Origin of the sequence: Chryseobacterium sp. SN22 (assembly GCF_008329705.1) — a bacterium.
Lineage (GTDB): Bacteria > Bacteroidota > Bacteroidia > Flavobacteriales > Weeksellaceae > Chryseobacterium.
Genome location: NZ_VTSX01000017.1, coordinates 1 through 25,501, shown reverse-complemented (window position 1 = coordinate 25,501; position 25,501 = coordinate 1). Strand labels below are relative to the sequence as shown.

Sequence of the window (25,501 nt, the reverse complement as noted above, 5' to 3'; positions counted from 1 at the left end):
TCTCAGATCTGGTTCTTGATCTCTGCCATCAATTCTTTACCACCGTTTTCCAGCACCACTCTGGCAAATTTCTCACCGAAATTTTCTTCCGGATGATAAATGAAACTTTCATCGGTAGCAATACAGTTTTTGCCGTCCAGCGAGCACAGAGCGCCTTTGAAACGGATCTGGTCTCCGAAGATCTCGGCAAATGCCCCAATGGGTGCGGTACAGCCGCCTTCCAGCGTGCTCAGGAAATGTCTCTCCATTTCTACGCAGAGCTGTGTTTTTTCGTGGTTGGTAAATTCTCTTACCGCTTCGTTGATTTCGGTTTTATCAGAATGTCCGGCTACGGCAATCACACCCTGTGAAGGTGCAGGAATCATAAACGGGATCATCTCGTAATCAATGTCCATTTTCATCCGCTTAATGCCAGCCAGAGAGAGGATTGTCGCATCAAAATCTCCTTCTTCAAGCTTCTGAAGACGTGTCTGGATATTTCCGCGGATGTCGGAAAACTCCGCCTGTGGGAAATTCTTCAGCCAGAAGGCTCTCCTTCTCAAACTGCTGGTTGCCAGTTTAAGCTCATGAAGTTCTTTATTTCTTGCTGATTCTTTACGAATCAGAACATCCTGAGGGAAATCCCGCTCCAGGTAAGAAACGATTTCAAGATGTTCAGGAAGTTTGGTCGGGACGTCTTTTAAAGAATGGACGGCAATATCAATTTCGTCATTTAATAAAGCGACATCCAGATCCCGTGTAAAAACGCCGGTGATTCCTAAAGCATACAACGGCTGAGAAAGATTCTTGTCGCCTGAAGATAGGATAGGGACAATTTCCGTTAAATAATTGTTGTTCTGAAGGTGCCTCGCAACTTCTCTCGCCTGCCAGAGGGCCAGTGCGGAATTTCTGGTTCCGATTCTAATGCTTTTCATTGAATTCGTTGTTTGGTTGTTCAACTAATATTTCGTGCATTAATTTACTAATTTCTTCGGCTTTTAACGGATTGTCGATAATATATTTTGCAAAACGGTTGGTGATTTTCTGAATCATTTTATCGGAAAGTTCCATGTCCGTGATGTTTATGTATTTATTCTTTTTATAAAAATTGTGCATTTCATTGCGTTCCATATTTTTCAGGACCGCTTTAAAATGATGGATGTTTGGTGCCAGCCTGCGTTTTTTCTCCCATTCCAGGAAATCTTTCGTCATCTCTTTGATGATTTTTTCCGCTTTCGGGATTTCTCTTTCCCGTTGCTGGATGGTTTCCTGAATCTGCTTGGAGAGTTCGTCCACGTCGATCAGCGTCACATTTTTATTGTCCGTCACGTTTTTATCTACGTTGTTCGGAATTGAAAGATCGATCACCAGCGTTTCCTTTCCGTTTGGGAAATGGGTCTTGTTGACAATCGGATGCCTTGCTCCGGTGGCTACGATTAAAATATCAGTTCCGCTCAGTTCCTTATCAAAATCGGCATAGTCGATATGCGGGATCCTGTATTTTTCAGAAATCTTTGCAGCGGTTTCCTGGGTCCGGTTGGCAATCTTGATTTTTGGCTGATAAACGTGCTTTACCAGGTTTTCTACCGTATTCTGCCCGATTTCCCCGACCCCCAGCAGAAGAATGTTTTTTTCGGTAATCCTTTTCTGGCTGTTCAGGATATAATGAACCGCAGCATAGGAAACGGAAGCTGCCCCGTTGGAAATCCCAGTTTCGTTCTTAATCCTTTTTGAAATCTGAATGGCCGAATTGATGGCCCGCTCAAGATAAGGATTGGAATTCTGTCTTTCCTTCTTAAAGCGGTTGTAGGCTTTTTTAATCTGCCCGATAATCTCAAAGTCTCCGATAATCTGGCTTTCGAGGCCGGCAGCTACCCTGAACAGATGCTTTAAAGCTTCCTCTTTGGTCAGGATATTGGCAAACTGCATGAAGTCCATCAGATTGACGCCGATGGTTTTACAATATTCTTCAGCCACAAGAAGATAGTTCGGAGAAGTGGTGTAGATTTCCGTTCTGTTACAGGTTGAAACCACGAAAGCGTCCCCTAAATCTTCATTGTGAATCCGGGTGACGAAGCTCTTGATGTTTTCATCAAAAAATGCAAATTTCCCTCTCGTTTCGGTATCAGCTTTTTCGAAACTGATGGAAAGGACGGCGAAATTCGAGGTCTGATGTATGTTGGAATACTGTAACATAAGCGGGGCAAATTTACGTTTTTTTTCATAAAGCACCTTCTGAAAATGTATATGATAATTATCGTAAATAACTATTTTGGGTTGCTTCTAAATAAGGACTGCCTTTGCATAAACAGGTCTTTTTCCAGTTAAATATGTTAATGGTTTTAAGAATTTTAATACTGAAAAATTTTATGCACTTTTCAAATTTTCAATTTAGATAAATCAGGGGTGTGTTCTGGGCCGCTTTGATATTGAGGAAAATCTTGAATCTGGTTTAATTCAGGCTCTGTAAATACTTCACGTAAAAGTTAATAACTGCGTAGAAATTTTAATAAAATTTTAACCAAATTAAATGCACGCGAAATTTCTTTAGACGTGTTAAATTTATATCTTTGTACTTCCTTAAAATACCAGAAGTAAAAAGTATGAGTTTATTCGATATGTTTACGCAAGAGATTGCGATAGACCTTGGTACTGCCAACACCCTTATCATCCATAATAATAAAATTGTTATAGATCAGCCGTCGATTGTTGCTATTGAACGTTCTACCGGCAGACCGATCGCCGTGGGTGAGCAGGCAAAGCATATGCAGGGTAAAACTCATGAGGACATCAAGACCATCCGTCCGCTGAAAGACGGGGTAATCGCTGATTTCCACGCTTCTGAACACATGATTAAGGAGTTCATCAAAAAAATTCCCGGAATCAAGGGTAAATTCATTCAGCCTGCTTTAAGGATCGTTATCTGTATTCCTTCCGGGATTACGGAAGTTGAAAAAAGAGCGGTAAGAGACTCGGCACAAAAAGTAAATGCCAAAGAAGTCCGTCTGATCTATGAACCGATGGCGGCTGCAATAGGAGTCGGGATCGACGTTCAGAAGCCGGAAGGGAATATGATCATCGACATAGGCGGTGGTACTACGGAAATTGCCGTAGTAGCATTAGGAGGTATCGTCTGCGATAAATCCGTAAAAATTGCGGGGGATGTATTCACTAACGATATTGCGTATTACCTGAGAACACACCATAATCTTTATATCGGGGAAAGAACTGCGGAGAGAATCAAAATCGAAGTAGGTTCTGCCGTTGAAGACCTGGATGTGGATATTGAAGATATTCCGGTACAGGGAAGAGATCTTATTACCGGGAAGCCGAAAGAAATTATGGTAGGTTATAAGGAGATTGCCAGAGCATTGGATAAATCCATCATCAGGATTGAAGATGCGGTAATGGAAACCCTTTCTTTAACTCCCCCGGAGCTGGCAGCAGATATTTACAAAACAGGAATCTACCTTGCGGGGGGAGGTGCTTTGCTGAGAGGCCTTGCCGACCGACTGCATAAGAAGACGGGCCTTCCGGTATTTGTGGCGGAAGATCCCTTAAGAGCAGTCGTACGCGGAACCGGTATTGCCCTAAAGAATATGGATAAATTCAATTTCCTGATTAAATAATTCTAACCTTTTACGAAACACATCTGAATGGGATTTTTGCTGAGATTATTTTCAAAGAATGCACTTTTTGTCTTCTTTATATTTCTGCAAATCATTGCTCTTGTTCTGATATTCTCTAAAAATGCCATGCAGCAATCCTGGATTGCGGGCCAGTCGGCTGCGCTTAATTCATGGGTGTCCGGCTATATAGACGAAGGGGTTTCCTATCTTAAGCTAAAACAGATCAACGAAGACCTTGTGACCCAAAATCAGGCGCTGATGGTGGAACTTTATGGAAAACAGGGAGCTAAAAATCCTATGTTCAGGAAAGTTCATGATACCCTGGGCGGTGGCCAGATCTATACTTTTGTAGATGGGGAAATCGTCTTCAACAGCATCAACAGAAGAAACAATTATTTTACGATCAACAGAGGGCGGCGCGACGGTGTATTTCCGCAGATGGGTGTTATGGCTCCGAAAGGCATAGCAGGGATCGTTATCAACTCTACCGATAGTTATGCATTGGTACAGTCGGTTTTAAGTGTTAATAAAATAAGGATCAATGCCGCTTTAAAAAATTCGGGTTATTTCGGAACGCTTACCTGGACCGGAGAAAATTCCAGGGTCATGCATCTGGCAGATATTCCCAAATATGTTGCCCTTAAAGTAGGGGATACCGTAGTAACAGACGGTAAATCCGCCATCTTTCCGAAAGGCGTGATGATCGGGACCATTGCGGGTTATTCCGTTGACAATAAAACAGGCTTCTGGGATATTTCCGTGGAGCTTAGTGAAAAGATGGGAGCATTGAGTAAAGTGTACGTAGTGAAAAACCTGAAAAAAGCTGAAGTTCAGAAAATTCAGGATACCATGCAGGCTGTAATAAAAAAGGAAAATGATTAGCAGGACTCTATTTACGGACATATTGATTATGATTTTCCTGGTGGCATTACAGATTTTTGTGCTGAACAGGATCACGATCTTCGGAAAGTATACGCCGGTGCTGTATCCTGTATTCGTCATGTTCTATCCTTTTTTCAGAAACAGATTCCAGTTTCTGGCTTTAAGTTTTTTAATCGGACTTGCGGTAGATGGTTTTCTTGGGACATGGGGAATCAATGCGTTTGCAACCACTCTTATCGCCTATTTCAGGACTTTGATTTTCAGGACTTCCACTGATACTTCCACCGATTTCTTTTCCTTTCAGTCCCTTCAATGGGCGCAGTTTTTGCTCTTTTTATTTTCGAGCATCTTCTTACACCAGCTTTTGGTACAGTATATCGAGTTCTTTAAGCTGAGCAGATTTTTTGATATATTGCTTAATGTATTGGTAACCAGTGGAATTTCATTTGTATTTATTATTATCTACGCATTAATATTTAAAATCAAACAGAAAGTTTGAACACACGTTATTTAAAAATATTTTCCGTTCTCATTGTTCTCGCCCTGATTTTCATAGCGAGAATTGCTTATTTACAGCTTTTTACAGACCGGTATGCCCTTAATGCAGCCAATACATCCATTAAAATTGAATATGTCATTCCGCAGCGGGGGGTCATTTTCGACCGGAACGGGAAAATCCTGGTAGGAAACCAGCCCGCCTATGAAATTTCTTTCACTCAGGCGCTGATGAGACCGGATTTCGATACGATAGGCTTCTGTAACCTGATGAAAATATCGAAAAATGATTTTATCAGGACCATCGAGAATATTAAAAAGGAAAAATACTATTCCAAGCTGACTCCGATGACGTTTATGAAAAACCTGAGCCGGGAAGATATTGCGAGGGTTCAGGAAATTATATTCAAATATCCTGCGTTCAGTATTGTTTCCAGGCCTCAGCGCCAGTATGAAGTGTCTACTTCCGGAAACCTTTTGGGATACACCAGTGAAGTAAACGAACGGGAAATTAAAAAAGACTCAGCCTATTATTTACCGGGAGATTTTATCGGGAAAACAGGAATCGAAAAGGCTTATGAAAAGGAGCTCCGCGGCGTAAAAGGAATGAAGTACATCCAGAAAGACATCCGTCTCCGGAATGTCGGACCTTATAAAAACGGATCGCTGGATAAAGACGTGATTACCGGAAAAGACATTACCCTGACGATCGATTACGACCTTCAGCGGATGGCGGAAGAAATGCTGGTGAATAAGCATGGCGCCATTGTAGCCATAGACCCGAATAACGGAGAAGTGCTGGTTGCAGCGACAGGCCCCGATATCGATCCGAACTTATTCACAGGCCCTAACAAATCAAGAAATTTATACGCTTTATCAAAAGATACCATCTACGAGAATAAACCGACTTTCGATAGATCGTTGCAGGCGGCTTATCCGCCGGGATCTACTTTTAAATTGCTGACGGCTTTAGCAGCCATGCAGATGGGGGTGATGGATGAAAATACGATTTTCCCGTGCGGCGGCGGATTTTATTATAAAGGTAAACGAATTAAAGGCCATGGCGGGGCAGATCCGCTGATCCCTTCGATTCAGGTTTCCAGCAACTGCTTCTTCACCTATGCTTTTATTGCCATTCTTAAAAAATATCCTTTAAATCCTTCCAGAGGCGTAGATGAATGGAAGAAAATTATGAGCAGTTTTGGGGTCGGCGAATTCCTGAATAATGATTTTGCAGTAGGCGCAAGAGGCAGGATTCCTTCCGGAGATTTCTACGAGAAAAGATTTAAGGCGATGATCAAAGCCAGCGGTTCCAAAAGGACCGATTTCACAAACTGGGACGAAATGTCTACCGGAGCTATCTACAACGGGATGGGACAAGGGGACGTTCTGGTAACGCCGCTTCAGCTGGCCAATTATGTTTCTGCCATTGCCAACAAAGGCTGGTATTATACGCCGCATATTGTGAAAGGAATCGACGGAAAGCCGAATCCGGATCCGAGATTCAAGAAAAAACATTATACACTGGTCGACAAAAAACATTTCGATCCGGTTCTAAGGGGAATGGAAGCGGTGGTACTCAGAGGTACGGCACACGGCTTAAAGTCAAGTGATTTTACCCAATTGGCCAAAACCGGTACGGCGCAGGTTCCGCAAGGAAAGGATAACTCTATTTTTGTACTGATTGCTCCTGCCGACAAACCAAAAATCGTTGTGGCGGCTGTTATGGAGCATGCGGGATTCGGTGCTACCTGGGCAGGCCCTGCCGCAACGGTGATTGCAGAGAAGTATATCACCGGTGATGTAAAACGTGATTTCCTTTACAAAAAAATGGTTACCTCCAGTTTTATGCCCGAATACAAAAGGCAGTGGATTGCCGACCTGAAGCGCAAAGGCCTGTATAAGCCCAGTGAAGATTCCATGAAACAAAAGAGAATTCAGGACAGCCTGAAGCTGGTAAAAGAGCAAAAGGAAAAGCTGAAGAAAAAAACAGACGAAGAGAAGAAGAATCCTAAAAATACAAAAACGGTTAAGCAATGAAATGGGCAGAAGGGATAGATAAATTGGGTCTCGGCCTGTATTTCCTGCTTTGTGCTTTTGCCATCGCAAATATTTACAGTGTAGATCAGAAGCTTGGCGAAAAACAATTGATGTTTTTCGGGATTTCCGTATTTGTAGGATTGATCATTTTTGTCGGAAGAAGCAAGTTCTTTGAAAACATGTCGGGGATTATTTACATTGGTGGGGTGCTGCTTTTAGTCGGACTCTTTCCGTTTGGTAAAGAAATTCTCGGACAGAAAAACTGGTACAAATTCGGGAGCTTTACGATGCAGCCGGTGGAGTTTGCCAAGATAGGAACAGCACTGATGCTGGCTAACTACGTTTCCGGGCCGGAATTCAATCTCAAAAACAGAAAATCCTTACTGACAACACTGGCCATCATAGGGGTTCCGGCAGTGGTGGTACTGGCCATTCCCGATGTAGGCTCAATGCTGGTCTTCATCGCATTCTTCATTGCATTATACCGTGAAGGCCTAAGCGGAATGTTGTTCGGGGTCGGGTTTTTATTTGCCGGCGTATTCCTGATTTCACTGGCAGTGGATCCGATCTGGGTTGCGCTTGCCATTATTGTGATTGTCGGCGGATATATCGTGATGAATTATTACAAAATGTCCTGGAACGTTATCTCCATTTCAAGCATTGCCGGTTCTGTGATCCTTTTATGCGGACTGGCTTTCGGTTCGCCTTATATTCTAGAAAAACTGCCTAAGCACCAACGCGAAAGAATCGAGGTTCTTTTTAAAGGGGAAAAGGCATTCCGGGATACGTCGGGTTATAACTTGCTGTATTCTAAAACGGCCATCGGTTCCGGAGGACTTTGGGGCAAAGGCTACCGGGAAGGTTCCGTCACCCAGGGAAAATTCGTTCCGGAACAGGAAACCGACTATATTTTCTGTACGGTGGGTGAAGAGTGGGGCTTTGTAGGAAGTGCCGTTTTAATCCTTTGTTATATGATTTACATCGGACGGATCTACTATCTAGCAGAACAGCAGAAATCGGGCTTTAATCGTGTATTCGGATATTGCTTTGCCTCAATCCTTCTGATGCACTTTACGATCAATTTAGGGATGGTCATGGGGCTTTTTCCGACAGTAGGGATTCCACTGCCGTATTTCAGTTACGGAGGGAGTTCACTGCTGGCCTTTTCGATGATGACTTTTATCTTTTTTAAACTGAATTATTCGGATAAGAACAGTCTGGTATAGATGGCTGGAAGCGGGATGATGGATGCCGGAAGTTTATAATCCGGATATCTGTTACCGGGAAAGCTCAACCTAACCTTAACATATTCCCAAAATACTAATGACAGACAACTATTTCTCAGATCAGTATTTCGAAAACAAGGACTTTACACTCGAGCCTTTTACCATAGGAGAATATGAAAACTGTATATTCCGGAACTGTAATTTTGAATATGCGGATCTTTCCCGATGTAGTTTTAACGATTGTGAATTCACCGGATGTAATCTGAGTCTGGTGAAGCTGGTGTCTGCGGCTTTCCGGAAAGTGGTTTTCAAAGAATGCAAGATGTTCGGATTGCAGTTTAATGACTGCAATGAATTTGGACTGTCTTTTCAATTCGAAGACTGCCTGCTTAACAATGCTGTTTTCTATAAAACTTCCCTGCAGAAAATACGCTTTAAAAATTCCAGGTTAACGGACGTCGATTTTTCAGAAGCCGATTTATCCAATGCCGTCTTTTCCGGCTGCGATTTTTCAGGAGCAGTTTTCGACCGTACCAACCTCGAAAAAGCGGATTTCAGGACTTCGGTCCGTTATTCTATTAATCCCTCGTTAAACAGGCTGAAACAGGCCAGATTTTCGCTTTCTGAAGTTCATGGTCTTCTCTGTCATTTAAATATTGAAATTGACAGGAATAGCTGATTGGTGGGCCGGAAGAGAAAAGATTAAGGAAGAAAGTCGTATGGCTATTATAAAAAGAAGTAAAATCATTAAGTCAATGATTTTACTTCTTATATAATTTACACAGCAAAATTCTTAGATTCCATATAGGATCTTGCTTCGGCTGAAGTGTCAAATCTTAAAACTTGATAAGCAGAAAGCAGAAACTCTGTAGTAGTCTTATCAGATACATCCAGATAAAATGAATCCGCTGAATCATTATCAACATAGGCGCAGGAACCAATAGTCTGCCATATGTTCTTAGCGGAAGATTGAAATTGGCTGAGTTGAAAGTTATCCCGATTCCAAAGAAAGAAAGCAGGATTACCTTGTAATATCTTTATATCAAAAGTAATAATGTACCAGCCTTTTTTAACAGTATTGACATCACTGTTTATAAGTTTTACATATTGATTACTTGAAGTAAATGGAATTATAAACTTATTCGAACTGCTAAAAAGTCGTGAATCGGATATAATCTGGCCGTCTATATTATTAAAAGTTCCGCCTCCGAATTTTTCTATGCTTTCAAGTGAAATGGAATTGATTTTATTTATGTAATTAGAAGTTTTACCAATTCTTGGAAGAAGAATGGCACTTCTGGCTACAGCATTATAAGAATTGTTATCTACAGCAGCTAATTTATCGAAGTTAAAATTGTCAACAACATAAATATTTTCAGTGGTAGGCAAACCTTTTACGGTTGTAGGATTACGAAGTAAAATATTGCTGTTATTTCCCAATACCGTTGAAGGTGCTCCTAATACGCCGGGATCTGCCTCTACAGAGCAATCAACAGCATTTAATGTTATATTGCTTCCATTAATATAAACGTCAGTTAACCTTCCGTTATTAACAGAGTATACTGAATTTTCCCCTTCGAAAATATGAGAATGAGGATTAATCAGGGTAGAGTTTTTAGTCGAGTTATTCCAGCTGTCAATGGAGATTTGGCTGCCGGAAAAGATTTGCCCGTTAGCTTCATTCCAGCAGGAATTAAAAACTACAGGTAAAAATATATTATCTGTATTAATATAAGTAGCGATGTTATTAAGCTGAAATATTACATTATTAAAAGTAATGCCACCAAAACCATCTGTACGGTTGTGTATATAAATTCCAATTTCATTGGATGAGAATTCTCCGCCAAAGAAATATTTATTCCCGGCATGCATAACATCACCTCCACCCATTGCTTTAAATTTATTATCAATGAAATAGGCGCCATATTTATTAGAATTAAATCCCGTAGAATAAAATTCGACACCAATATTTCCAAACAAAGCTTGAATTCCTTTTTCTAAATCTTTAAAATATACGTTTCTAAAAACAACATTTCCAGAATATTCATCATATTTTGCATATTCGTTTTCATGACTTTTTGAAAAAGAAAATCCAATGCCTGTTTTATTTTTTCCCATTAATGTAAAATTGGAAAACTCCGTTCCGTATGTCCAGAATGGACCTTTACCTTGGTATAATATAGTGGCCTTTGTTATATCAAACGGCTTTAGACAAGTCTTCGAAGTACCTGCGCCGGATAAAATGATTTTGTCTTTCAGTATAACATTAATTAAATATGTTCCTTCAGGAAAATAAATATTCTTATTTATTTCTGCTGCATCCTGCGCAGCTGCTGTATCATCAGTAGAACCATCGCCTTTGGCTCCAAACCATTTTACATTTATATAGTCATTTGGAAGTACTCTTCTATAATATTTACCATCAATATTTTTGTAAATTATTCCATCAGTTCCAATAGTACTGATAAGTTCACCGTCATATGTATATACTGCCTCTTCAAAAACAGTCCACTCTCCTGTATAAGGATCATTCAATTCAATTGTATTCATTTTTTTAATTTTAATATAATTCTTTAAACTCTTGCAAGAAGTTTCTGAATTCAAAAGTAATAGGGTGGTACGTCAAAACTCGTCGTATTATATTAAAACTTACGATTATTATTAAAAATAAAAAAACCATCAGCATCTGATGGTTTCATTATTTAAATCAATTATTTAAAATTAAAAACTTGTTCCGTTGGAAGCGGGAGTCATTGTTGCCAGGTTGTTATAGGCTTCCCCGTTCTCGTTGATGATTCTTTTTCCGAACCTGTATTTTGGTCCCCAGTACGAATCATTTAGTGAAGAAATCATGACCCCTTTCGATGTCGCGGCATGAATGAATTTTATTTCCCCGTTTTCATCTACACTTTCCACGATACCTACGTGTGAAATTCTTCTTCCGTGAGAAAAGAAAATAAGATCTCCTTTCTGAAGGTTTTCTTTGTCTATTTTTTCTCCTTCTTCAGATTGGGACGCAGCAACTCTTGGTAAACTGAGTCCTGCAGCAGCTCCGAAAACGGAAAGAACGAAAGCTGAACAGTCGATTCCGTTTCTTGTCATTCCTCCGTAACGGTAAGGCGTACCGATATAGGTCTGAGCTTCCGTTAAAATGTTGTCGATGGTGGTATTGTGTTTGATTGCTTTTGCAATCTCGGAATTTTTAATAGAATTTCTTGCCTTTACCAGGGTAGCTGCTTTTTCCGCCAGGAAGGAGTTGATAAGTTTCTGCTTATCCTGTTCCATTTTGTTTGTTTCGAAAGAAGCTAGTTTGGCATCTGTTTTGTACTCTTTTGCGTAAGTTGCTGGTTTTGAAACGACGTAGTTGGTAACACAAGATTGTAACGATACTGTAGAAACGAAAGCAACTAGATAAAACAAAACTCTTTTCTTCATATATATTTGATTACCGTGTTAAAAGGATATTATATTTTCAAAAGCAATACAAAAATATAGAATCCGTATAAAAGCACCTTGATATGACAATTGTCAGGTTCTTTATTTAACACATTTTAACATATTTTTTAAGTATGTTAAAGAAAAATAAACCGCAGCCGCCTGTTTTAGGTGGGCCTGCGGTTTTTTTTATTAAGATTCTTTAACAAAATTTTCCTCAGATTCGTTGGAATAAGACTTTGCAAAAGGTTTATTTCAAAAAAAGGGCTTATAATATCTGTTAATAAACAATTGATTACAAGCTGTATTAAATAATTTAATTCTACTATTTGAAGTTGGTGAATTGATTTTGGATGAATCTTAACATCGTCGATAAATCATAAAAACATTCTTTGTACGGAATTAATTTCAAACCATAAAAAAACTCCCCGGTGGAGCCGGAGAGTTTCACTAATATGGAACTTTACAAATGTTACTTTGTAAATAACATTTCTCTGTATTTCGTCATCGGCCAAAGCTCGTCATCCACCATCATTTCAAGATCATCAGAAGCTTCTCTGATCACATCAAATAAAGGTTTTACCGTATTACAGTACTCTTCTGCCTGCTTCTGGCTTTCCGTTACGGCTTTTGCTGCTTCTCTGGCTTTGATCAGATCTTCAACGCCTAATTTGATTTTAGATACGTTTTCAGAGATATTTGTAATCAGGCTCATCTGTTCTTTCGCTAAAGACCTGAATTCGTTTTCTCCGAAGATTTCTTTAAGGCCTTTTACGTTCTCGATCAGTCTGTTCTGATAGTTCAGCGCGGAAGGAATGATGTGATTTCTTGCGATATCACTCAATACTCTTGCCTCAATATCGATAACGGTAGAATATTTTTCTAATTTGATTTCGTTTCTGGCCTCAACTTCACGGTGCGTGAAAATTCCCATCTCTTCATAAAGCGCCAGGAATTTTTCATCCATTTCCTGCTTCAGGGCTTCAGGAGTTGTTTTGAGATTGTTCAATCCTCTTTTCTCAGCTTCTTTCGCCCAGTCGTCGGAATATCCGTCTCCTTCAAACATAATGCTCTTGCACTGCTTGATGTATTCTCTTAATATATTGAAGATCGCTTCGTCTTTTTTAAGACCGGTTTCAATTAAAGCATCCACTTCTTTTTTGAAGTCGCTTAACTGTTTCGCTGCGATGGTATTCATTACCGTCATGGATTCTGCACAGTTGGCAGAAGAACCTACGGCTCTGATCTCGAATTTATTTCCGGTAAATGCGAACGGAGAAGTTCTGTTTCTATCGGTGTTGTCCAATAAGATTTCAGGGATTTTTCCTACGACATTCAGTTTTAATTCTGTTTTTTCTTCAGGGGAAAGTTTTCCGCTGGTTACTTTTTCAAGCTCTTCCAATACGCTGAACAGCTGGCTTCCGATAAATACGGAAATAATGGCAGGCGGCGCTTCGTTGGCTCCCAATCGGTGGTCATTGCTTGCAGAAGCAATACTTGCTCTTAAAAGATCAGCATATTCGTGAACCGCTTTGATGGTGTTTACGAAGAAGGTTAAGAACTGTAAGTTTTTCTTAGGGTTTTTACCCGGACTTAAGAGGTTTTCCCCGGTATCGGTCGCTAAAGACCAGTTGTTGTGCTTTCCGCTTCCGTTTACGCCAGCAAACGGTTTTTCGTGGAAAAGAATATGGAAATGGTGTCTGTGGGCGATTCTTGCCATAACATCCATTAACAAAGAGTTGTGGTCTACGGCAACGTTTACTTCCTCAAACATCGGGGCCAGCTCAAACTGGTTCGGCGCCACCTCGTTGTGTCTTGTTGTCACCGGGATTCCGAGTTTCATGCATTCGATTTCCAGCTCTTTCATGAAGTTCATTACCCTTGTAGGAATAGAACCGAAATAGTGGTCGTCTAACTGCTGTCCTTTGGCAGGGGAATGTCCCAATAAGGTCTTACCTGTTAATACAAGGTCCGGGCGGGATTGGTATAATGCGGAATCAACCAGGAAATATTCCTGTTCCCAGCCTAACGTAGGTGTTACTTTGGTTACGTTTTTATCGAAATACTGCATCACGTTGGTAGCAGCCTCGTCTACGGCATTCAATGCTCTTAAAAGAGGGGCCTTGTAATCCAATGTTTCTCCGGTATAAGAAATAAAAATCGAGGGGATGCATAAAGTGGTCCCCATGATAAACGCCGGGGAAGTAGGATCCCAAGCCGTGTAACCTCTTGCTTCAAAAGTGTTTCTGATTCCTCCATTCGGGAAAGAAGATGCATCCGGCTCCTGCTGGATCAACAGGTTTCCGCTGAATCTTTCGATGGCTCTTCCTCCTTCAATCGGGGTGAAGAACGAATCGTGCTTTTCGGCAGTGCTTCCTGTAAGCGGCTGAAACCAGTGCGTGTAGTGGGTTACCCCTTTGCTCATCGCCCAGTCTTTCATCGCTACGGCTACCTGGTCTGCAATGTGTCTCTGGATTTTGGTTCCTTTTTTCACTGCATCCATAATAGAAGTGAAGGCTTCTTTCGTTAAATATTCTCTCATCGTCTCTTCTGAGAAAACATTCTGGCAGAATAATTCTGACAATTTTACGGGAACTTCAACGGAATTATCTCTTCTAAAGTCCTTGAATGGTAAAGTTTCTAACGCTTTGAATCTTAAAGTTGACATATTAGGTTTGATTTTTACGTGGCAAATTTACGAAAAAATTAAATCAAAAATATTTTTACCCTAAAAATTTAAGGGGTTGGTTTAAATTTAACAAAAAATTAAACAAAGATTTGAAATTTTGAGAGGGGTTATAGGGATGATTTTGAATTTTAAGTTCGATTTCATTTAAATTTAAGGAATCTTATGTAAATATCTGCTTAATGTAAGGATAAAAGCGGTGGCTGATGCAACCAAAGTCCGCTTTTTTATAAAGGATTATACTCTTAGCCCTGATTGCAGCGGCATCCTTTTTCCGGAAGGCCTTTGGTGCGGCGAAAAAGATACAGCGGAAAGCAGGTTCCCGGCTCCTGAAAATGGCCGGATGGTCGTCATGAATGATAAAAGCGGTAATGGAGCTTAAAAGATTGGAATACTTAATTGCCGGAACAAATAAAGGATTGCGTTCCATACCTTATATATTATGTTAAGCGACTTATTAAAAGTTACTTAAAATAAAGTTGGGCGGAGATTTTGTATATTTGTGTGAAATTTATTTTATGACAAATTCTAGAGCAAGAGAAACAACGGAAGCAATTGAAAGATTGTATATTTCTATGAGACACCTCTTTTACAGAGGTTTTTTTAAACCTGCCGGTGTTTCGGGGGAGACGATCAGAAGTTTGTTGAAGACCATTAATCCTGAGATTTACGGAAGCATGAATATTCCGAGCAAGCTGGAGCTGGACGGGCTGATGTATGTGCTGGACAGGCTTCCGGAAGGCATTGAAGAATGTGCTTTTATTCATCTTACCTCGGATGAAGGGTTTGATAAAGGAAGTTTCGAACCGATTGTTCCCAAAAAGAGAAGAAGAAACTGCTACCGGATCGACGAGCACCAGATGAATATTGAAGTTCTTTTGGGCCGTTCCGAGATTTATGACATTCTTACCCACCTTACCTTTTTATTTATAGAAGCGGACAAGATCCGCAACCTGGCTTTTGCCCAGGACGAAAACTGGAAACCGACCCGCGCTTTCAAGATCATCGAAGAAGTGGTAAAAGGCGAAAAGAAATTCAGCAGAAAAGAAAAGGAGGTAGCCCTGATCCATCTGTCTTCTTTAATAGGAAGGACGTTTGATGAAACGTTAAGGGCATATAATACTTTTGGGGACGACGATAATCCGGACCGTCTGTTTAAGATCATCTACAACCTGGCGAAAGTAAGCCTGGAAGATGCCAAGCAGACCAGGGAGCGGGAAATTCATTTCAGCTCGATCCTCAGAGAAAGGGTGGGGCATCACTATTTCGGTGAAAAGTGGGCCCATAAAGTGAAGGAGGTTCTGTATGAAAACGATCTTCACATGCGTCCATTGCATATCATCTCCGCCAATATGCACTCGGTAAAAAACATGCTGTACGGGAATGATGCCCTGAAGAAAAAAGATTCCAAAGAAGTAGATTATAAGCTGTACGGCGAAATCTCCGATAAGAAGGATCTTCGCGAAAAGGTGTCCAAATATGCGCTGGATGAAGGAATGATCTACATCAATGATAAGAGCGGAAGCAATATCGACGTCCAGATCATCGATCTGAGCAAGACTAATCTTAAAAATACGCCTTTCAGCGATATCAAATACGGCGGAGACGATGTGATCATGGTTTTCGATTATGCATTCGGGGAGCAGGCTTTTGAAGTAATGGACGAATTGCTGAGGCCTTTCGAACATAAAGGGGAAGTATATATGATGAAAGTAAAATCGGTATCGATCATGGGGAAAGCGGGAATCCTGGCCGGCGGAAAAGGCGATATCATGATTCCGACCTCCCATATTTTTGAAGGTACGGCCGATAACTATCCTTTTGAAAATGCTTTGAAACTGGAAGATTTTAAAGATGACGAACTGCTTGCTTTTGAAGGGCCGATGATTACCGTTCTGGGGACCTCGCTGCAAAATAGGGATATCCTTTCGTATTTTATGAACACTTCATGGAAGGCGATCGGTCTTGAAATGGAAGGTGCCCACTACCAGAAAGCCATTCAGGTGGCCTCAAAGATCAGACACCACATTACCCCGGATCTGTTTGTGATGTACGCTTATTACGCTTCGGATAATCCGCTGGAAACCGGAAGCACGCTTTCATCGGGAGGATTGGGATTAACCGGTGTGAAACCGACTTACCTGATTACCTTAAAAATTCTTGAGAAGATTTTACGCAGCGCAAAGAAAGAGCTTTTCGCTTAATTTAAAGTCTGAAAATATTTATAATCCTTCAAGGTTTTTAAAACCTTGAAGGATTTTTTTATTTCCTACAGATTATACAGATTTTCACGGATGATTGCGTATAAAAATATGCATGACCTTTATAGAAACTGGTCTGCCATCTTAACCGAATACGTCATTCACGAATAGTGAAAAATAATTATCTTTAAAAAAATTACAACCAATGAGTACCGTATTACAATTAGCCAAAAGATTTCGTGAAGTATTGCTGGATGGTGTCTGGATCGCCAATACCAATTTTAAAGATCAGCTTTCTGATGTAACTTGGGAGCAGGCGGTAACACAAATCGGTTCGCTGAATACCATTGCCATGCTGACTTTTCATATCGATTATTACATTGCCGGATTAATTCAGGTTTTTGAAGGCGGCAATCTGGAGATCAGGGATCAATACAGTTTTGATTTTCCGCCGGTTGAATCGCAGGAGCAGTGGGAATCATTACTGAATAAACTTTGGAATGATGCCGGGAGATTTGCTGTTTTATTGGAGCAGACGCCCGATGCTAAAATGAATGAAGTTTTTGTTGATGAAAAATACGGAACCTATTTAAGGAATATCGACGGAATGATTGAGCATGCGTACTATCATCTGGGGCAGATTACTTTAATCAGGAAGCTTTTGAGCTAAAACACAAATTACACGAATATCTTCACAAATAACACGAATTTTATTTGTGTTTAAATAGTGTAAAGATTTGTGATAGCCGTGTTCAAATATCTGATGCAGATCGAGAACTGAGCAGATGTTTGAGTTAAAATCTGCAATATCATCGAGAGAATTAAATACGTTAATCCAATCCAAAACCTCAATAATAACTTCACATTTGAGGTTTTTATTTTAAATACTTACCTTTAGAAAAATAAAATTTTAAATGAAAAAATCGGTTGCAATCCTGTTTGCGTTTATCATTTCACAGTTTCATGCCCAGCAGGGTCCTTATTATCAGCAGAGTGCGAAATACAAGATGGATATTGATGTCAACGCTGAAAAATTTACTTATGAAGGAAAACAGACTTTAGATTATAAAAACAACTCGCCGGATGAATTGGAGGTGGTATATTTCCATCTGTACTGGAATGCCTTTAAGCCTGGATCGATGATGGATCAGCGGGTAGCCGGACAGGGGAAAAACGGAGATTCCAGATTGCAGAAAGACGGGGTTTCAAGGCTGGCTGCGATTCCTAAAGACCAGGAAGGGGCACAAAACATCCACTGGATCAAACAGAACGGAAAGACCCTGAAATATGAAATCCAGGAAACCGTGATGAAAGTATATCTGGCAGAACCGGTTAAGCCGAATTCATCTACTACCTTTACCCTCGAGTGGGATGCCGTCATTCCGCAGCAGATCAGACGAAGCGGAAGGAACAACCGGGAAGGTGTCGATATGACGATGACCCAATGGTATCCGAAGATTGCGGAATATGATTACGATGGTTGGGCAACTTTCGATTATATCGGGAGGGAGTTTCATGCCCCGTTCTCTGATTTTGACATTACGATTAAAATCAATAAAGATTATGTCATCGGAGCAGGCGGAATCCTTGAAAATCCTGCGGACGTAAAAGGTTATGACGCCAATGCCAAAATAAAAGCCGATAAAAACAAAGCCACCTGGAAATGGACGGCGAAAAATATCCTTGATTTTGCCTGGGCCGCCGATAAGGATTATATTGTGAAAAGCTTCGATGTCCCGCAGGGCCCGAAAGTTTTTCTGGTGTATCAGAATAATGACAGGACAAAAGTATGGGAAGAGGCGCAGCCTTACCTTACGAAATATTACCAGCTGATGAACGCCCATTTCGGAAAATATGTATATCCGACCTATGCCTTTATTCAGGGCGGCGACGGCGGAATGGAATATGGGATGTGTACCATGATTTTAGGAGAAGCCAAAGATATTGAAGGATTGATGGGGCTAATGGCCCATGAAGGCGCTCATTCCTGGTATCAGCAGATGCTGGCAACCAACGAGCCGATGCGCCCGTGGATGGATGAGGGGTTTACCAGCTATGCGGAAGGGTATGTAATGAACCAGCTGTTTCCGCCGGCCCAAAAACTTCCGAATCCGTTTTTTAATTCGATCAATGCCTACCGGAATTTCGTTAAGAAAGGAATTGAAGAGCCTGCGGTCTGGCTGGGCGATCACCACGATAACGGAACTTCTTATACCTATGCTTCGTATGTAAAAGGAGAGTTGTACCTGGTGGAATTGGGATATATTATGGGTGAACAGAATCTTGCCGAAACCCTGAAGCAGTATTATGACCAATGGGCGCTGAAACATCCCTCTGACAGGGATTTCCTGCATATTGCACAGAAAGTTTCGGGGATGGATCTGAAATGGTTCCAGAATTACTGGATCAATACCACCAAAACCATCGATTACGGCATCAAGGATATAAAGTATGACGCCAAATCCACCACCATTACTCTGGTAAATAACGGGCAGGTTCCGATGCCGATCGATTTCAGCATCATGACAGCCGATAAAAAGATCGTGAATTACCAGATCCCGATGAACATGACGCATACCTGGAAAACAAAAGATGCCTTCGGAGATTTCAAAACGATGCCGTACTGGCCGTGGACACAGAAGGAATACACCATTACGGTTCCGTACACAAAGTCCCAGCTGTCGATGATAGGAATTGATATCAGCCAAAGGCTTGCGGATGTGAATCCTGGTGATAATTTCGTTGAAGTGAAGTAACTGAACGTGAACCCGAAGTAAAATCGGGATTAACAGGCTGGAAGAGGGAAGATGGATGCCGAAGTTTATTTGTCAATACTACTTTTAGAGGTATGCAGTATCAAATGGACTCGTTGGTTATTATATAAATAAGAAATCTGTTTAAAATCCTGATTTACCCATTTGAATTCTAATCTTCTATTTCAATAAGCGACCGGAAACAAATTAAATACGGTCTGGTTTACGTTAATTTAATCCTGATAATATATTTAAATCCCCGGAGAAATTTTTCTCCGGGGATTATTTTTATAACTTTCTTTCAAAGCTTACTTAATTCCAAATTGTTTTACCATCCAGTGGTTGGCATGGTTTTTCAGGAGATCGTTTTTTAGGGCTTCGTCATTCGTACTTAAATAAACATACATCTTCAAAGGAACCGAATCGGGATATTCTTTTAATCCCTGTAAAGCTGCAGCCTTTGCTTCTTCTTTTTTATTTCCGCTTTCTAAAGCTTCATACTTATAAATATAAACGATAGCCGGTACTTTTCCGTAGATATTTCTCATTTCATCTTCCAGCAGTTTCATGGTTGCCATTTGGAATCCGGCGTCCGGTGTTTTCCCGACGGCCGCCGTCTGGCTGATATGCTGTTGGTACATCAGAAAAAGCATCAGGATATGCAGGTTCTTCGTATCCGGGTCTGATACGAACTTTTGTGTTTTTTCTATGGTTTCTGTATTCAGTTCGTCATTTTCGGCCTGAAGGGTTTTGGCATAAAACTCGTCAAGGAGATTGTATACGGTCTGGTCGCTGCCGTCGATCTTTGATTCCTTTTTAATTTTTTCAAAGACTTCTTTTGCCGCCGCCGCCGTCTGCGCAGGTATATTCAGGCCGATAAAAAGTAAAAACAAGAGAAACAGCTTTTTCATGAGATGCAGTTGAAATGATTTCAGTTTTTAAATATAAATAATTGTTTTTGAATAGAAGGTAAAAGTATAAAGTATCGTTTTATTAAAATCATTAATTTTAACGCTTCAAAACGAACATAAGATTTCGGTCTTTTTAAAATAGATGCATGAATTCAATCGTAATCAACATAGGCAACAGCAACATCCGGTTCGGGCTCTTTAACGGCGACAATTGTGATATTTCCTGGGTAATCAATACAAAACCATACAGAACGCCGGATGAATTGTATGTTCAGATGTCGATGCTGTATCAGACGTATAAAATCGAACCGAAGGAGATCCATAAAGTGATCATCGGTTCTGTAGTTCCGCCGCTTACCAAAGTAATGAATGCGGCGATTAAAAAAATTCATGACCTTGATCCCGTAATTGTTGACAGGACGACACCCTCCGGCGTTGTGGCAAAATCCAAGCAGATGGGAACGGATATTTATGCCAATCTCGTGGCTGCACACAATATGTATCCCGACCGGAAAAAAATCGTGCTGGATTTCGGGACTGCACTTACGGCAAGCTGTGTTGCAGAAGATGGAGAAACATTAGGCGTGATTATCGCTCCGGGAATTGTAACGGCCTTAAATTCCCTGATCAGCCAGACCGCCCAGCTTCCAAGCATCGAACTCGTAAAACCGAAAACTGTGCTGGGGCTGGATACTGTTACCTGTATGCAGAGCGGGATGGTGTATGGTTTTCTCGGGATGGTGGAAGGATTTATCAACCGGATTAATGATGAAGTAAATGATGATTGCTTTGTGGTAGCGACAGGCGGCGTTTCCCATGTTTACAAACCGCTTACCGATAAGATTCATGTGATGGACCGGCTTCATACTCTGAAAGGATTGTATTTTTTGGGGAAAGATAAATAAAAAGCGGCCTTAAGGCCGCTTTTTATTTTATAAGATTCCACCGCAAGGCTCACATTCAATTAATGGATATACCCAGGTTCCGTTTTCATCCTGGAAAGGCATGTTTCTGCATCCAACCTTTCTTTGCCCTGTATTAGGATCTACATAAAAACACTGGTCTGGTCTGATTCCGCCGTTAATTTTTGCCGTTTCTTTTCTTGATAACTTTCTCATAGTGATTATTTTAGTTTTAAATCTCATCAAATATAATCATTAAATCAATAAAAAGGGATTTTTATTAAAAATAATTTTAATATTTATTATTACATCAAATAATAGGTGTCAATATGAAACAAATTAATGGTAAAAATTATAATTATCTCCTCGATTTAAAAAAATCTTTAACAACTGCTGAACATTCGTTTTCCATAATTCCTGTAACGATCTCTGTTTTCGGATGAAGGCTGAGGTGCTTGCTGATAAATCCCCGCTGCTCATCCCTTGCCCCGATAACGACCTTTGAAATCTGTGCCCAGGCCAATGCCCCGGAACACATGACACAAGGCTCTAAAGTTACGTACATCGTGCAGTCCTTCAGATATTTACCGCCCAAAAAATTAGCGGCTGAGGTGATGGCCTGCATTTCGGCATGAGCCGTGACATCGTTTAAAGTTTCAGTGAGATTATGTGCTCTTGCAATCACGCGGTTGTTGGAAATCACGACACAGCCGATCGGGACCTCATCTTTTTCAAAAGCTAATTCAGCTTCCTGAAAAGCCATTTTCATAAAATATTCGTCGGAAAATACCATAACTATTCAATATTCATCGTTAAAGGAAGCTTAAACCGGTACCGGACGGGATCCCCGTCGACGATGGCCGGAGAGAATTTTTGAGAAACCGAATAAACTGCAATTTCCGCCTGCCGGTTAAAGGTGAAATTCTCACCTTCTGCCTGCACGTTGGTAACGCGGCCATCTCTTTCCACAATAAATCCCACATTGGCTTTTACGGTTTTGGTGTCGGAATATACCCCTCCCAGATAAAAAAGATCTGCCACCTCTTTGCGGAGCTCGTTGATTCCGCCGGGATAATCTGCGGCTTTATCGATGACCACGGAATGAGACGGTGAAACCACTGCAGGTAAAGTTTTATTGAGTAATTTTAATTTATCCAGGTCTTCCAGATTTTTTGTTTTCAATAAGGCACCGGTAAGTGCCACATTTTCGATGCTGTCCATCTTTTCCATAAAAAGCAGGTAATCCTGTTTAATGGAAGCTTTGTGGAAATTATTGGTTTCCGCATCGAACTTTTTCCTGAATTCTTTTCCCAGCATGGAACGGTGCTGGTTATAATAATTCTTAATCAGTTTGAATTCCTCGGTCTGCTGTGCAAAACAGAGCGATGAAATAAAGCAGAACAAGTACAGAAGGAGAGGCTTCACTTTGGTATATTTATGTAAATGTAATCAAAAAAATCACAATCTTACCAGTTTAATCCTCCAGGTAACGGTTCAGGGATTCCTGCAGGTGCCTGCGGATTTCCTCAACTAAAATCTTAGGTTCCAGGACCTGTACTTCTTTTCCGTACGAAAGGATTTCCTGCATAAAGTCGTACGTCGGATGAAGAAAGAATTCAAAAAAGATCTCTTCCGGTGTTTCCCTGGTTTCTTTCTGGGACTGGTGAAGGGGGAAACTTCTGATATATTCTCCCTGATGCCTGCTGCACCGTAATACAATAGTCTGCGGATGCTGCTCAGCCAGGTTCATGACTCCGAAGGCGTTTTTAAAGTGTTCCCTGAAATTGTATTTGTATTTTTCCCTGAACTTGTTTTTCGAAACATCGAGATAGTTGATCCGGTCGAGCCCGAAAGATTTCAGCATCTTATCCTTGGTGTCTACCGCGATCAAATACCAACGGTCCTTGGATTCCTTTAATGCCAAAGGATGCACTTTCCGGGAAGACATTACCTTGTTTTTATAGTTGTAATGTTCAAACAGGACGATTCTTTTATTACGGATGGCAAAGAAGAGATCGTAAAAATGTTCTACGCCCGTCGGTTTTCGGGTTTCGAAAAAAATCAGGTCTGAAAAATCGGGATGAAGGTTTAAAGCGTTGCTTACCTGAAAAGATTCCAGCAGTTTCTGGTTGTACTCATCCACTTCCATTACCGGCCGGCTTTCGATATAATACCGGTTGTCGCCTTTTTTCTTGTTATGGATGGAAAGATTAAAAAGATTCGCAATCTCCCGGATGTCCCGCTGCAGGGTACGGATGGAATAGCTCTTGATCTCGGCATCCTGAAATTCAAAAGAATTAAGCAAATACTCTTCCAGCTGCGGATAAGCAGCCGGTGAAGTTTCCAGTCTCTTGATAATGAGTGCGTATCTGGTCAGGTAAAAGTCTTTTTTCATGCTGAAATATTAATGTTGCCACGTATGTCTGTCTATAAGGATGAAACACGGGCGTTTCATTGCTAAAAGTTTATACCACAAATATATGAGGTTAATGCGACAAAACTTGTCGTATTTTATTTTTGTTTAAAAAATTAACAATGGTAGTCGGTATTACCGCAAATAGAACATCATAATGTCGGTTTATAATCTCTTCCGGTTTTCCATAACCGGGCTTTACATATTGCATTAAAAACCTGCTCCGGCTGTCGGTATTTTGCAAATGGTAATTCAAAGGATGAGACCTTAAAGTAGTATTGGTATGGTGATCAGGTCCCGACAGCTGCAGAGCAGGAAACTTAATCAGGAAACTTTTTCTTCAGGCATATTGTTTTCAAAGTCCCGGCGGAAAAAGTTTTCGATATCGTTAAGATATCTTTCAGCGTCTAATTCGGCATTTTCAATGTCGATCCATTCAATTGTGTAATTGTCTTCACTGAAGAATATATCGGATGGGTGATTTGGTTTTTCCATGTTTTTCTTTGGTATTAATTTCAGATAGGTTTATTGTGCTACTTTGTTTTCATAATCCAAAGGTAGAAGCGGGAAACGTCAAAACTTGACGTGTTATTTTTTATTTTAAAATTTCCTGATAAAGGTAAAGGTGACACCTAATTTTTTTTTCTGTAATAAAAAAACTGCCTCACAAGGAGACGGCATCTGTTTGTTCCGGGAGCTGATCCGAATTAAGCTGAATCAGCAATCCTTTATCAGTAACTTTTATGGTTTGTAAAATTTCATCCTGAAAAGAAAAAACGGTTTCTCCGGAAGCATTTTGTTCCTGGTAGGTCTTGCCCAGCAATCCCTGTTTTACCTAGTCTTTTGCATCAGGCTGTGAAGAGGAAAATTCCAGACTTACTTTATTCAGATTGTAATAATCTTCATCCTCTATAAAATAAATACTCTTGATATCAGCAGCCTTACGGAAACATTTACCTTCGATACATTCTTCTTTTTGCTCATCCCAGCTCAATTCAGCTCTTATATTGGAATAATTTACAGGATATTCCTTCTTGAAAATATAAATTAAAGTAGTTATAAATTCTTTAGTGCTGCAATTCATAATATATTCAAGAAATTCGTCTTCGTAGGGTAACATTTCCACATATTTGGGGTCGTCATATACAGTTTTATCCAGAGCCCATCTGTAAATGTGTTCGTAATAAAGCCATTCTGTTGATTGGTGATCTATCATTTTTTTAATTTTTCGTGTATTTTGCTTTTCTTCTCAAAAATGCAAGCAAATAAATTGAACAAATTTAATATCCTCTCTGAGCAAAAAGTATAGAGCGAGCAATTAAATCATCGATAAACTGACTGAAGGTGTCGCTAAGTTGTATGATTACATTGGGCTCATCCTCAAGTGGTAAACCAGACAGGGGGATTTTCTGAATTTTCATCGAGATAAATAAAAAAGAACTGCTGAAACCCATCCTTTTCCGAAAAAACCCAAAACGGCCTTTTTATAGGAATCTGGAATTCCTGCAAAGATTTTTCTAATTTTTTTCTTACATCATCTTTTGTCAAAACAGCTAAAGAACCATTCCCGTCAGCAAGCCTTAATCCTCCGGAAGAATCGCCAGCCAAATAAAGATATTCTTTAAATGCAAGAGGAAATTTTATTCCAAATCTATTCTCTACGTTCTTAATTTCACTCTCGGAAACACCCTTGATCGTATCCCAATTTATAGTTCTATTATTTTCCAGTTTTTTTAAAAACTTAATTTCCATGGGGTTTTAATTAATGATCTCTAGTTTTTGATAAAGATGATTCTATTACAGATGAGTAATAAAACTGTAAGAGATTAAGCGTTTAATATGTCTCGGCAATTAAGTAAACTAAATTCCATTTTTTTTCTTTAGTTCAAAAGTGAATTTATTAAGACAAGACAACTTTAAGACATAAATTTTATGCTTTTTCCTGAAAA

Annotated in this window: 24 protein-coding genes; 10 read left to right on the top strand and 14 right to left on the bottom strand. The window is 40.2% G+C overall.

What is annotated here, in order from left to right; genetic code table 11:
* Positions 1-2 precede the first annotated feature (2 nt).
* Both hemC and hemA read right to left on the bottom strand, forming a co-directional pair.
* The gene (gene hemC / locus FY557_RS12600; RefSeq protein WP_149247604.1) at positions 3-914 is read right to left on the bottom strand and encodes a hydroxymethylbilane synthase; all 912 of its coding nucleotides are present in this window, start codon (positions 912-914) and stop codon (positions 3-5) included.
* Positions 901-2,175 (bottom strand): glutamyl-tRNA reductase, encoded by a 1,275-nt coding sequence (gene hemA, locus FY557_RS12595; protein WP_149247603.1) that lies wholly within the window; start codon positions 2,173-2,175, stop codon positions 901-903. Before hemA ends, hemC begins: the two co-directional genes overlap by 14 nt.
* Before the next feature lie 407 nt (positions 2,176-2,582).
* Here hemA and FY557_RS12590 point away from each other — a divergent pair, with 407 nt between their 5' ends.
* The 6 genes from FY557_RS12590 to FY557_RS12565 all read left to right on the top strand — a co-directional run bounded on the left by FY557_RS12590 (position 2,583) and on the right by FY557_RS12565 (position 8,930).
* Positions 2,583-3,608: a rod shape-determining protein gene (locus FY557_RS12590; protein WP_027381028.1), complete on the top strand. Its 1,026-nt coding sequence runs from the start codon at positions 2,583-2,585 to the stop codon at positions 3,606-3,608.
* A 27-nt stretch (positions 3,609-3,635) separates the two neighbouring features.
* Complete coding sequence (mreC, locus tag FY557_RS12585; RefSeq protein WP_149247602.1) at positions 3,636-4,490, top strand: rod shape-determining protein MreC; 855 nt, start codon at positions 3,636-3,638, stop codon at positions 4,488-4,490.
* A complete protein-coding gene (locus tag FY557_RS12580; protein ID WP_149247601.1) occupies positions 4,483-4,989 on the top strand; it encodes a rod shape-determining protein MreD in 507 nt (168 codons plus the stop codon). Before mreC ends, FY557_RS12580 begins: the two co-directional genes overlap by 8 nt.
* The gene (locus tag FY557_RS12575; RefSeq protein ID WP_149247600.1) at positions 4,986-7,025 is read left to right on the top strand and encodes a penicillin-binding transpeptidase domain-containing protein; all 2,040 of its coding nucleotides are present in this window, start codon (positions 4,986-4,988) and stop codon (positions 7,023-7,025) included. The genes FY557_RS12580 and FY557_RS12575 overlap by 4 nt, the downstream gene beginning before the upstream one ends.
* On the top strand, positions 7,022-8,251 hold the full coding sequence (gene rodA, locus FY557_RS12570; protein ID WP_149247599.1) for a rod shape-determining protein RodA: 1,230 nt from the start codon (positions 7,022-7,024) through the stop codon (positions 8,249-8,251). Before FY557_RS12575 ends, rodA begins: the two co-directional genes overlap by 4 nt.
* A 97-nt stretch (positions 8,252-8,348) precedes the next feature.
* Complete coding sequence (locus FY557_RS12565; RefSeq protein ID WP_149247598.1) at positions 8,349-8,930, top strand: pentapeptide repeat-containing protein; 582 nt, start codon at positions 8,349-8,351, stop codon at positions 8,928-8,930.
* Between the two features lie 98 nt (positions 8,931-9,028).
* On the opposite strand, the gene FY557_RS12560 is transcribed toward FY557_RS12565, so the two are convergent.
* The 4 genes from FY557_RS12560 to FY557_RS12545 form a co-directional block, all read right to left on the bottom strand.
* On the bottom strand, positions 9,029-10,801 hold the full coding sequence (locus tag FY557_RS12560; RefSeq protein ID WP_149247597.1) for a glycosyl hydrolase family 28-related protein: 1,773 nt from the start codon (positions 10,799-10,801) through the stop codon (positions 9,029-9,031).
* Between the two features lie 171 nt (positions 10,802-10,972).
* Positions 10,973-11,686 (bottom strand): C40 family peptidase, encoded by a 714-nt coding sequence (locus tag FY557_RS12555; protein WP_149247596.1) that lies wholly within the window; start codon positions 11,684-11,686, stop codon positions 10,973-10,975.
* 472 nt (positions 11,687-12,158) lie between these two features.
* A complete protein-coding gene (locus FY557_RS12550) occupies positions 12,159-14,354 on the bottom strand; it encodes a glutamine synthetase III (RefSeq protein ID WP_149247595.1) in 2,196 nt (731 codons plus the stop codon).
* Positions 14,355-14,535: 181 nt separating this feature from the next.
* Positions 14,536-14,802, bottom strand: a complete 267-nt coding sequence (locus FY557_RS12545) for a hypothetical protein (protein WP_149247594.1) — start codon at positions 14,800-14,802, stop codon at positions 14,536-14,538.
* An 88-nt stretch (positions 14,803-14,890) separates the two neighbouring features.
* Between FY557_RS12545 and FY557_RS12540 the strand changes: the two genes are divergently transcribed.
* The 3 genes from FY557_RS12540 (at position 14,891) to FY557_RS12530 (ending at position 19,329) form a co-directional block, all read left to right on the top strand.
* On the top strand, positions 14,891-16,576 hold the full coding sequence (locus tag FY557_RS12540; RefSeq protein ID WP_149247593.1) for a DUF6909 family protein: 1,686 nt from the start codon (positions 14,891-14,893) through the stop codon (positions 16,574-16,576).
* Positions 16,577-16,778: 202 nt separating this feature from the next.
* Positions 16,779-17,243, top strand: coding sequence for a DinB family protein (locus FY557_RS12535; RefSeq protein WP_149247592.1), 465 nt, complete (start codon positions 16,779-16,781; stop codon positions 17,241-17,243).
* Between the two features lie 244 nt (positions 17,244-17,487).
* The gene (locus tag FY557_RS12530) at positions 17,488-19,329 is read left to right on the top strand and encodes a M1 family metallopeptidase (RefSeq protein ID WP_149247591.1); all 1,842 of its coding nucleotides are present in this window, start codon (positions 17,488-17,490) and stop codon (positions 19,327-19,329) included.
* A gap of 305 nt (positions 19,330-19,634) precedes the next feature.
* Here FY557_RS12530 and FY557_RS12525 read toward each other — a convergent pair whose 3' ends face one another.
* The gene (locus tag FY557_RS12525; protein ID WP_149247590.1) at positions 19,635-20,237 is read right to left on the bottom strand and encodes a hypothetical protein; all 603 of its coding nucleotides are present in this window, start codon (positions 20,235-20,237) and stop codon (positions 19,635-19,637) included.
* Positions 20,238-20,383: 146 nt separating this feature from the next.
* Between FY557_RS12525 and FY557_RS12520 the strand changes: the two genes are divergently transcribed.
* Positions 20,384-21,142 carry a type III pantothenate kinase gene (locus tag FY557_RS12520; RefSeq protein WP_149247589.1) on the top strand — a complete coding sequence of 253 codons (759 nt, stop codon included), beginning with the start codon at positions 20,384-20,386 and terminating at the stop codon, positions 21,140-21,142.
* 27 nt (positions 21,143-21,169) lie between these two features.
* Here the strand turns inward: FY557_RS12520 and FY557_RS12515 are convergent, their stop codons facing one another.
* The 7 genes from FY557_RS12515 to FY557_RS12490 form a co-directional block, all read right to left on the bottom strand.
* Positions 21,170-21,355: a hypothetical protein gene (locus tag FY557_RS12515; protein WP_149247588.1), complete on the bottom strand. Its 186-nt coding sequence runs from the start codon at positions 21,353-21,355 to the stop codon at positions 21,170-21,172.
* 142 nt (positions 21,356-21,497) lie between these two features.
* Positions 21,498-21,932, bottom strand: coding sequence for a nucleoside deaminase (locus tag FY557_RS12510; protein WP_149247587.1), 435 nt, complete (start codon positions 21,930-21,932; stop codon positions 21,498-21,500).
* Between the two features lie 2 nt (positions 21,933-21,934).
* Positions 21,935-22,564, bottom strand: coding sequence for an energy transducer TonB (locus FY557_RS12505; RefSeq protein ID WP_228451784.1), 630 nt, complete (start codon positions 22,562-22,564; stop codon positions 21,935-21,937).
* 49 nt (positions 22,565-22,613) lie between these two features.
* A complete protein-coding gene (locus FY557_RS12500; protein WP_149247586.1) occupies positions 22,614-23,534 on the bottom strand; it encodes a helix-turn-helix transcriptional regulator in 921 nt (306 codons plus the stop codon).
* A 342-nt stretch (positions 23,535-23,876) separates the two neighbouring features.
* Positions 23,877-24,047 (bottom strand): hypothetical protein, encoded by a 171-nt coding sequence (locus tag FY557_RS20130; RefSeq protein ID WP_185151719.1) that lies wholly within the window; start codon positions 24,045-24,047, stop codon positions 23,877-23,879.
* Between the two features lie 340 nt (positions 24,048-24,387).
* Positions 24,388-24,768, bottom strand: a complete 381-nt coding sequence (locus FY557_RS12495) for a hypothetical protein (protein ID WP_149247585.1) — start codon at positions 24,766-24,768, stop codon at positions 24,388-24,390.
* A 164-nt stretch (positions 24,769-24,932) separates the two neighbouring features.
* Positions 24,933-25,304, bottom strand: a complete 372-nt coding sequence (locus tag FY557_RS12490; RefSeq protein WP_149247584.1) for an SMI1/KNR4 family protein — start codon at positions 25,302-25,304, stop codon at positions 24,933-24,935.
* Positions 25,305-25,501: the final 197 nt, after the last annotated feature.

Bases quoted from the DNA above. Each gene is read 5' to 3' on its own strand.
- hemC (WP_149247604.1), bottom strand. From the start codon at position 914: ATGAAAAGCATTAGAATCGGAACCAGAAATTCCGCACTGGCCCTCTGG.
- hemA (WP_149247603.1), bottom strand. From the start codon at position 2,175: ATGTTACAGTATTCCAACATACATCAGACCTCGAATTTCGCCGTCCTT.
- FY557_RS12590 (WP_027381028.1), top strand. From the start codon at position 2,583: ATGAGTTTATTCGATATGTTTACGCAAGAGATTGCGATAGACCTTGGT.
- mreC (WP_149247602.1), top strand. From the start codon at position 3,636: ATGGGATTTTTGCTGAGATTATTTTCAAAGAATGCACTTTTTGTCTTC.
- FY557_RS12580 (WP_149247601.1), top strand. From the start codon at position 4,483: ATGATTAGCAGGACTCTATTTACGGACATATTGATTATGATTTTCCTG.
- rodA (WP_149247599.1), top strand. From the start codon at position 7,022: ATGAAATGGGCAGAAGGGATAGATAAATTGGGTCTCGGCCTGTATTTC.
- FY557_RS12565 (WP_149247598.1), top strand. From the start codon at position 8,349: ATGACAGACAACTATTTCTCAGATCAGTATTTCGAAAACAAGGACTTT.
- FY557_RS12560 (WP_149247597.1), bottom strand. From the start codon at position 10,801: ATGAATACAATTGAATTGAATGATCCTTATACAGGAGAGTGGACTGTT.
- FY557_RS12555 (WP_149247596.1), bottom strand. From the start codon at position 11,686: ATGAAGAAAAGAGTTTTGTTTTATCTAGTTGCTTTCGTTTCTACAGTA.
- FY557_RS12550 (WP_149247595.1), bottom strand. From the start codon at position 14,354: ATGTCAACTTTAAGATTCAAAGCGTTAGAAACTTTACCATTCAAGGAC.
- FY557_RS12545 (WP_149247594.1), bottom strand. From the start codon at position 14,802: ATGGAACGCAATCCTTTATTTGTTCCGGCAATTAAGTATTCCAATCTT.
- FY557_RS12540 (WP_149247593.1), top strand. From the start codon at position 14,891: ATGACAAATTCTAGAGCAAGAGAAACAACGGAAGCAATTGAAAGATTG.
- FY557_RS12535 (WP_149247592.1), top strand. From the start codon at position 16,779: ATGAGTACCGTATTACAATTAGCCAAAAGATTTCGTGAAGTATTGCTG.
- FY557_RS12530 (WP_149247591.1), top strand. From the start codon at position 17,488: ATGAAAAAATCGGTTGCAATCCTGTTTGCGTTTATCATTTCACAGTTT.
- FY557_RS12525 (WP_149247590.1), bottom strand. From the start codon at position 20,237: ATGAAAAAGCTGTTTCTCTTGTTTTTACTTTTTATCGGCCTGAATATA.
- FY557_RS12520 (WP_149247589.1), top strand. From the start codon at position 20,384: ATGAATTCAATCGTAATCAACATAGGCAACAGCAACATCCGGTTCGGG.
- FY557_RS12515 (WP_149247588.1), bottom strand. From the start codon at position 21,355: ATGAGAAAGTTATCAAGAAAAGAAACGGCAAAAATTAACGGCGGAATC.
- FY557_RS12510 (WP_149247587.1), bottom strand. From the start codon at position 21,932: ATGGTATTTTCCGACGAATATTTTATGAAAATGGCTTTTCAGGAAGCT.
- FY557_RS12500 (WP_149247586.1), bottom strand. From the start codon at position 23,534: ATGAAAAAAGACTTTTACCTGACCAGATACGCACTCATTATCAAGAGA.
- FY557_RS20130 (WP_185151719.1), bottom strand. From the start codon at position 24,047: ATGGAAAAACCAAATCACCCATCCGATATATTCTTCAGTGAAGACAAT.
- FY557_RS12495 (WP_149247585.1), bottom strand. From the start codon at position 24,768: ATGATAGATCACCAATCAACAGAATGGCTTTATTACGAACACATTTAC.
- FY557_RS12490 (WP_149247584.1), bottom strand. From the start codon at position 25,304: ATGGAAATTAAGTTTTTAAAAAAACTGGAAAATAATAGAACTATAAAT.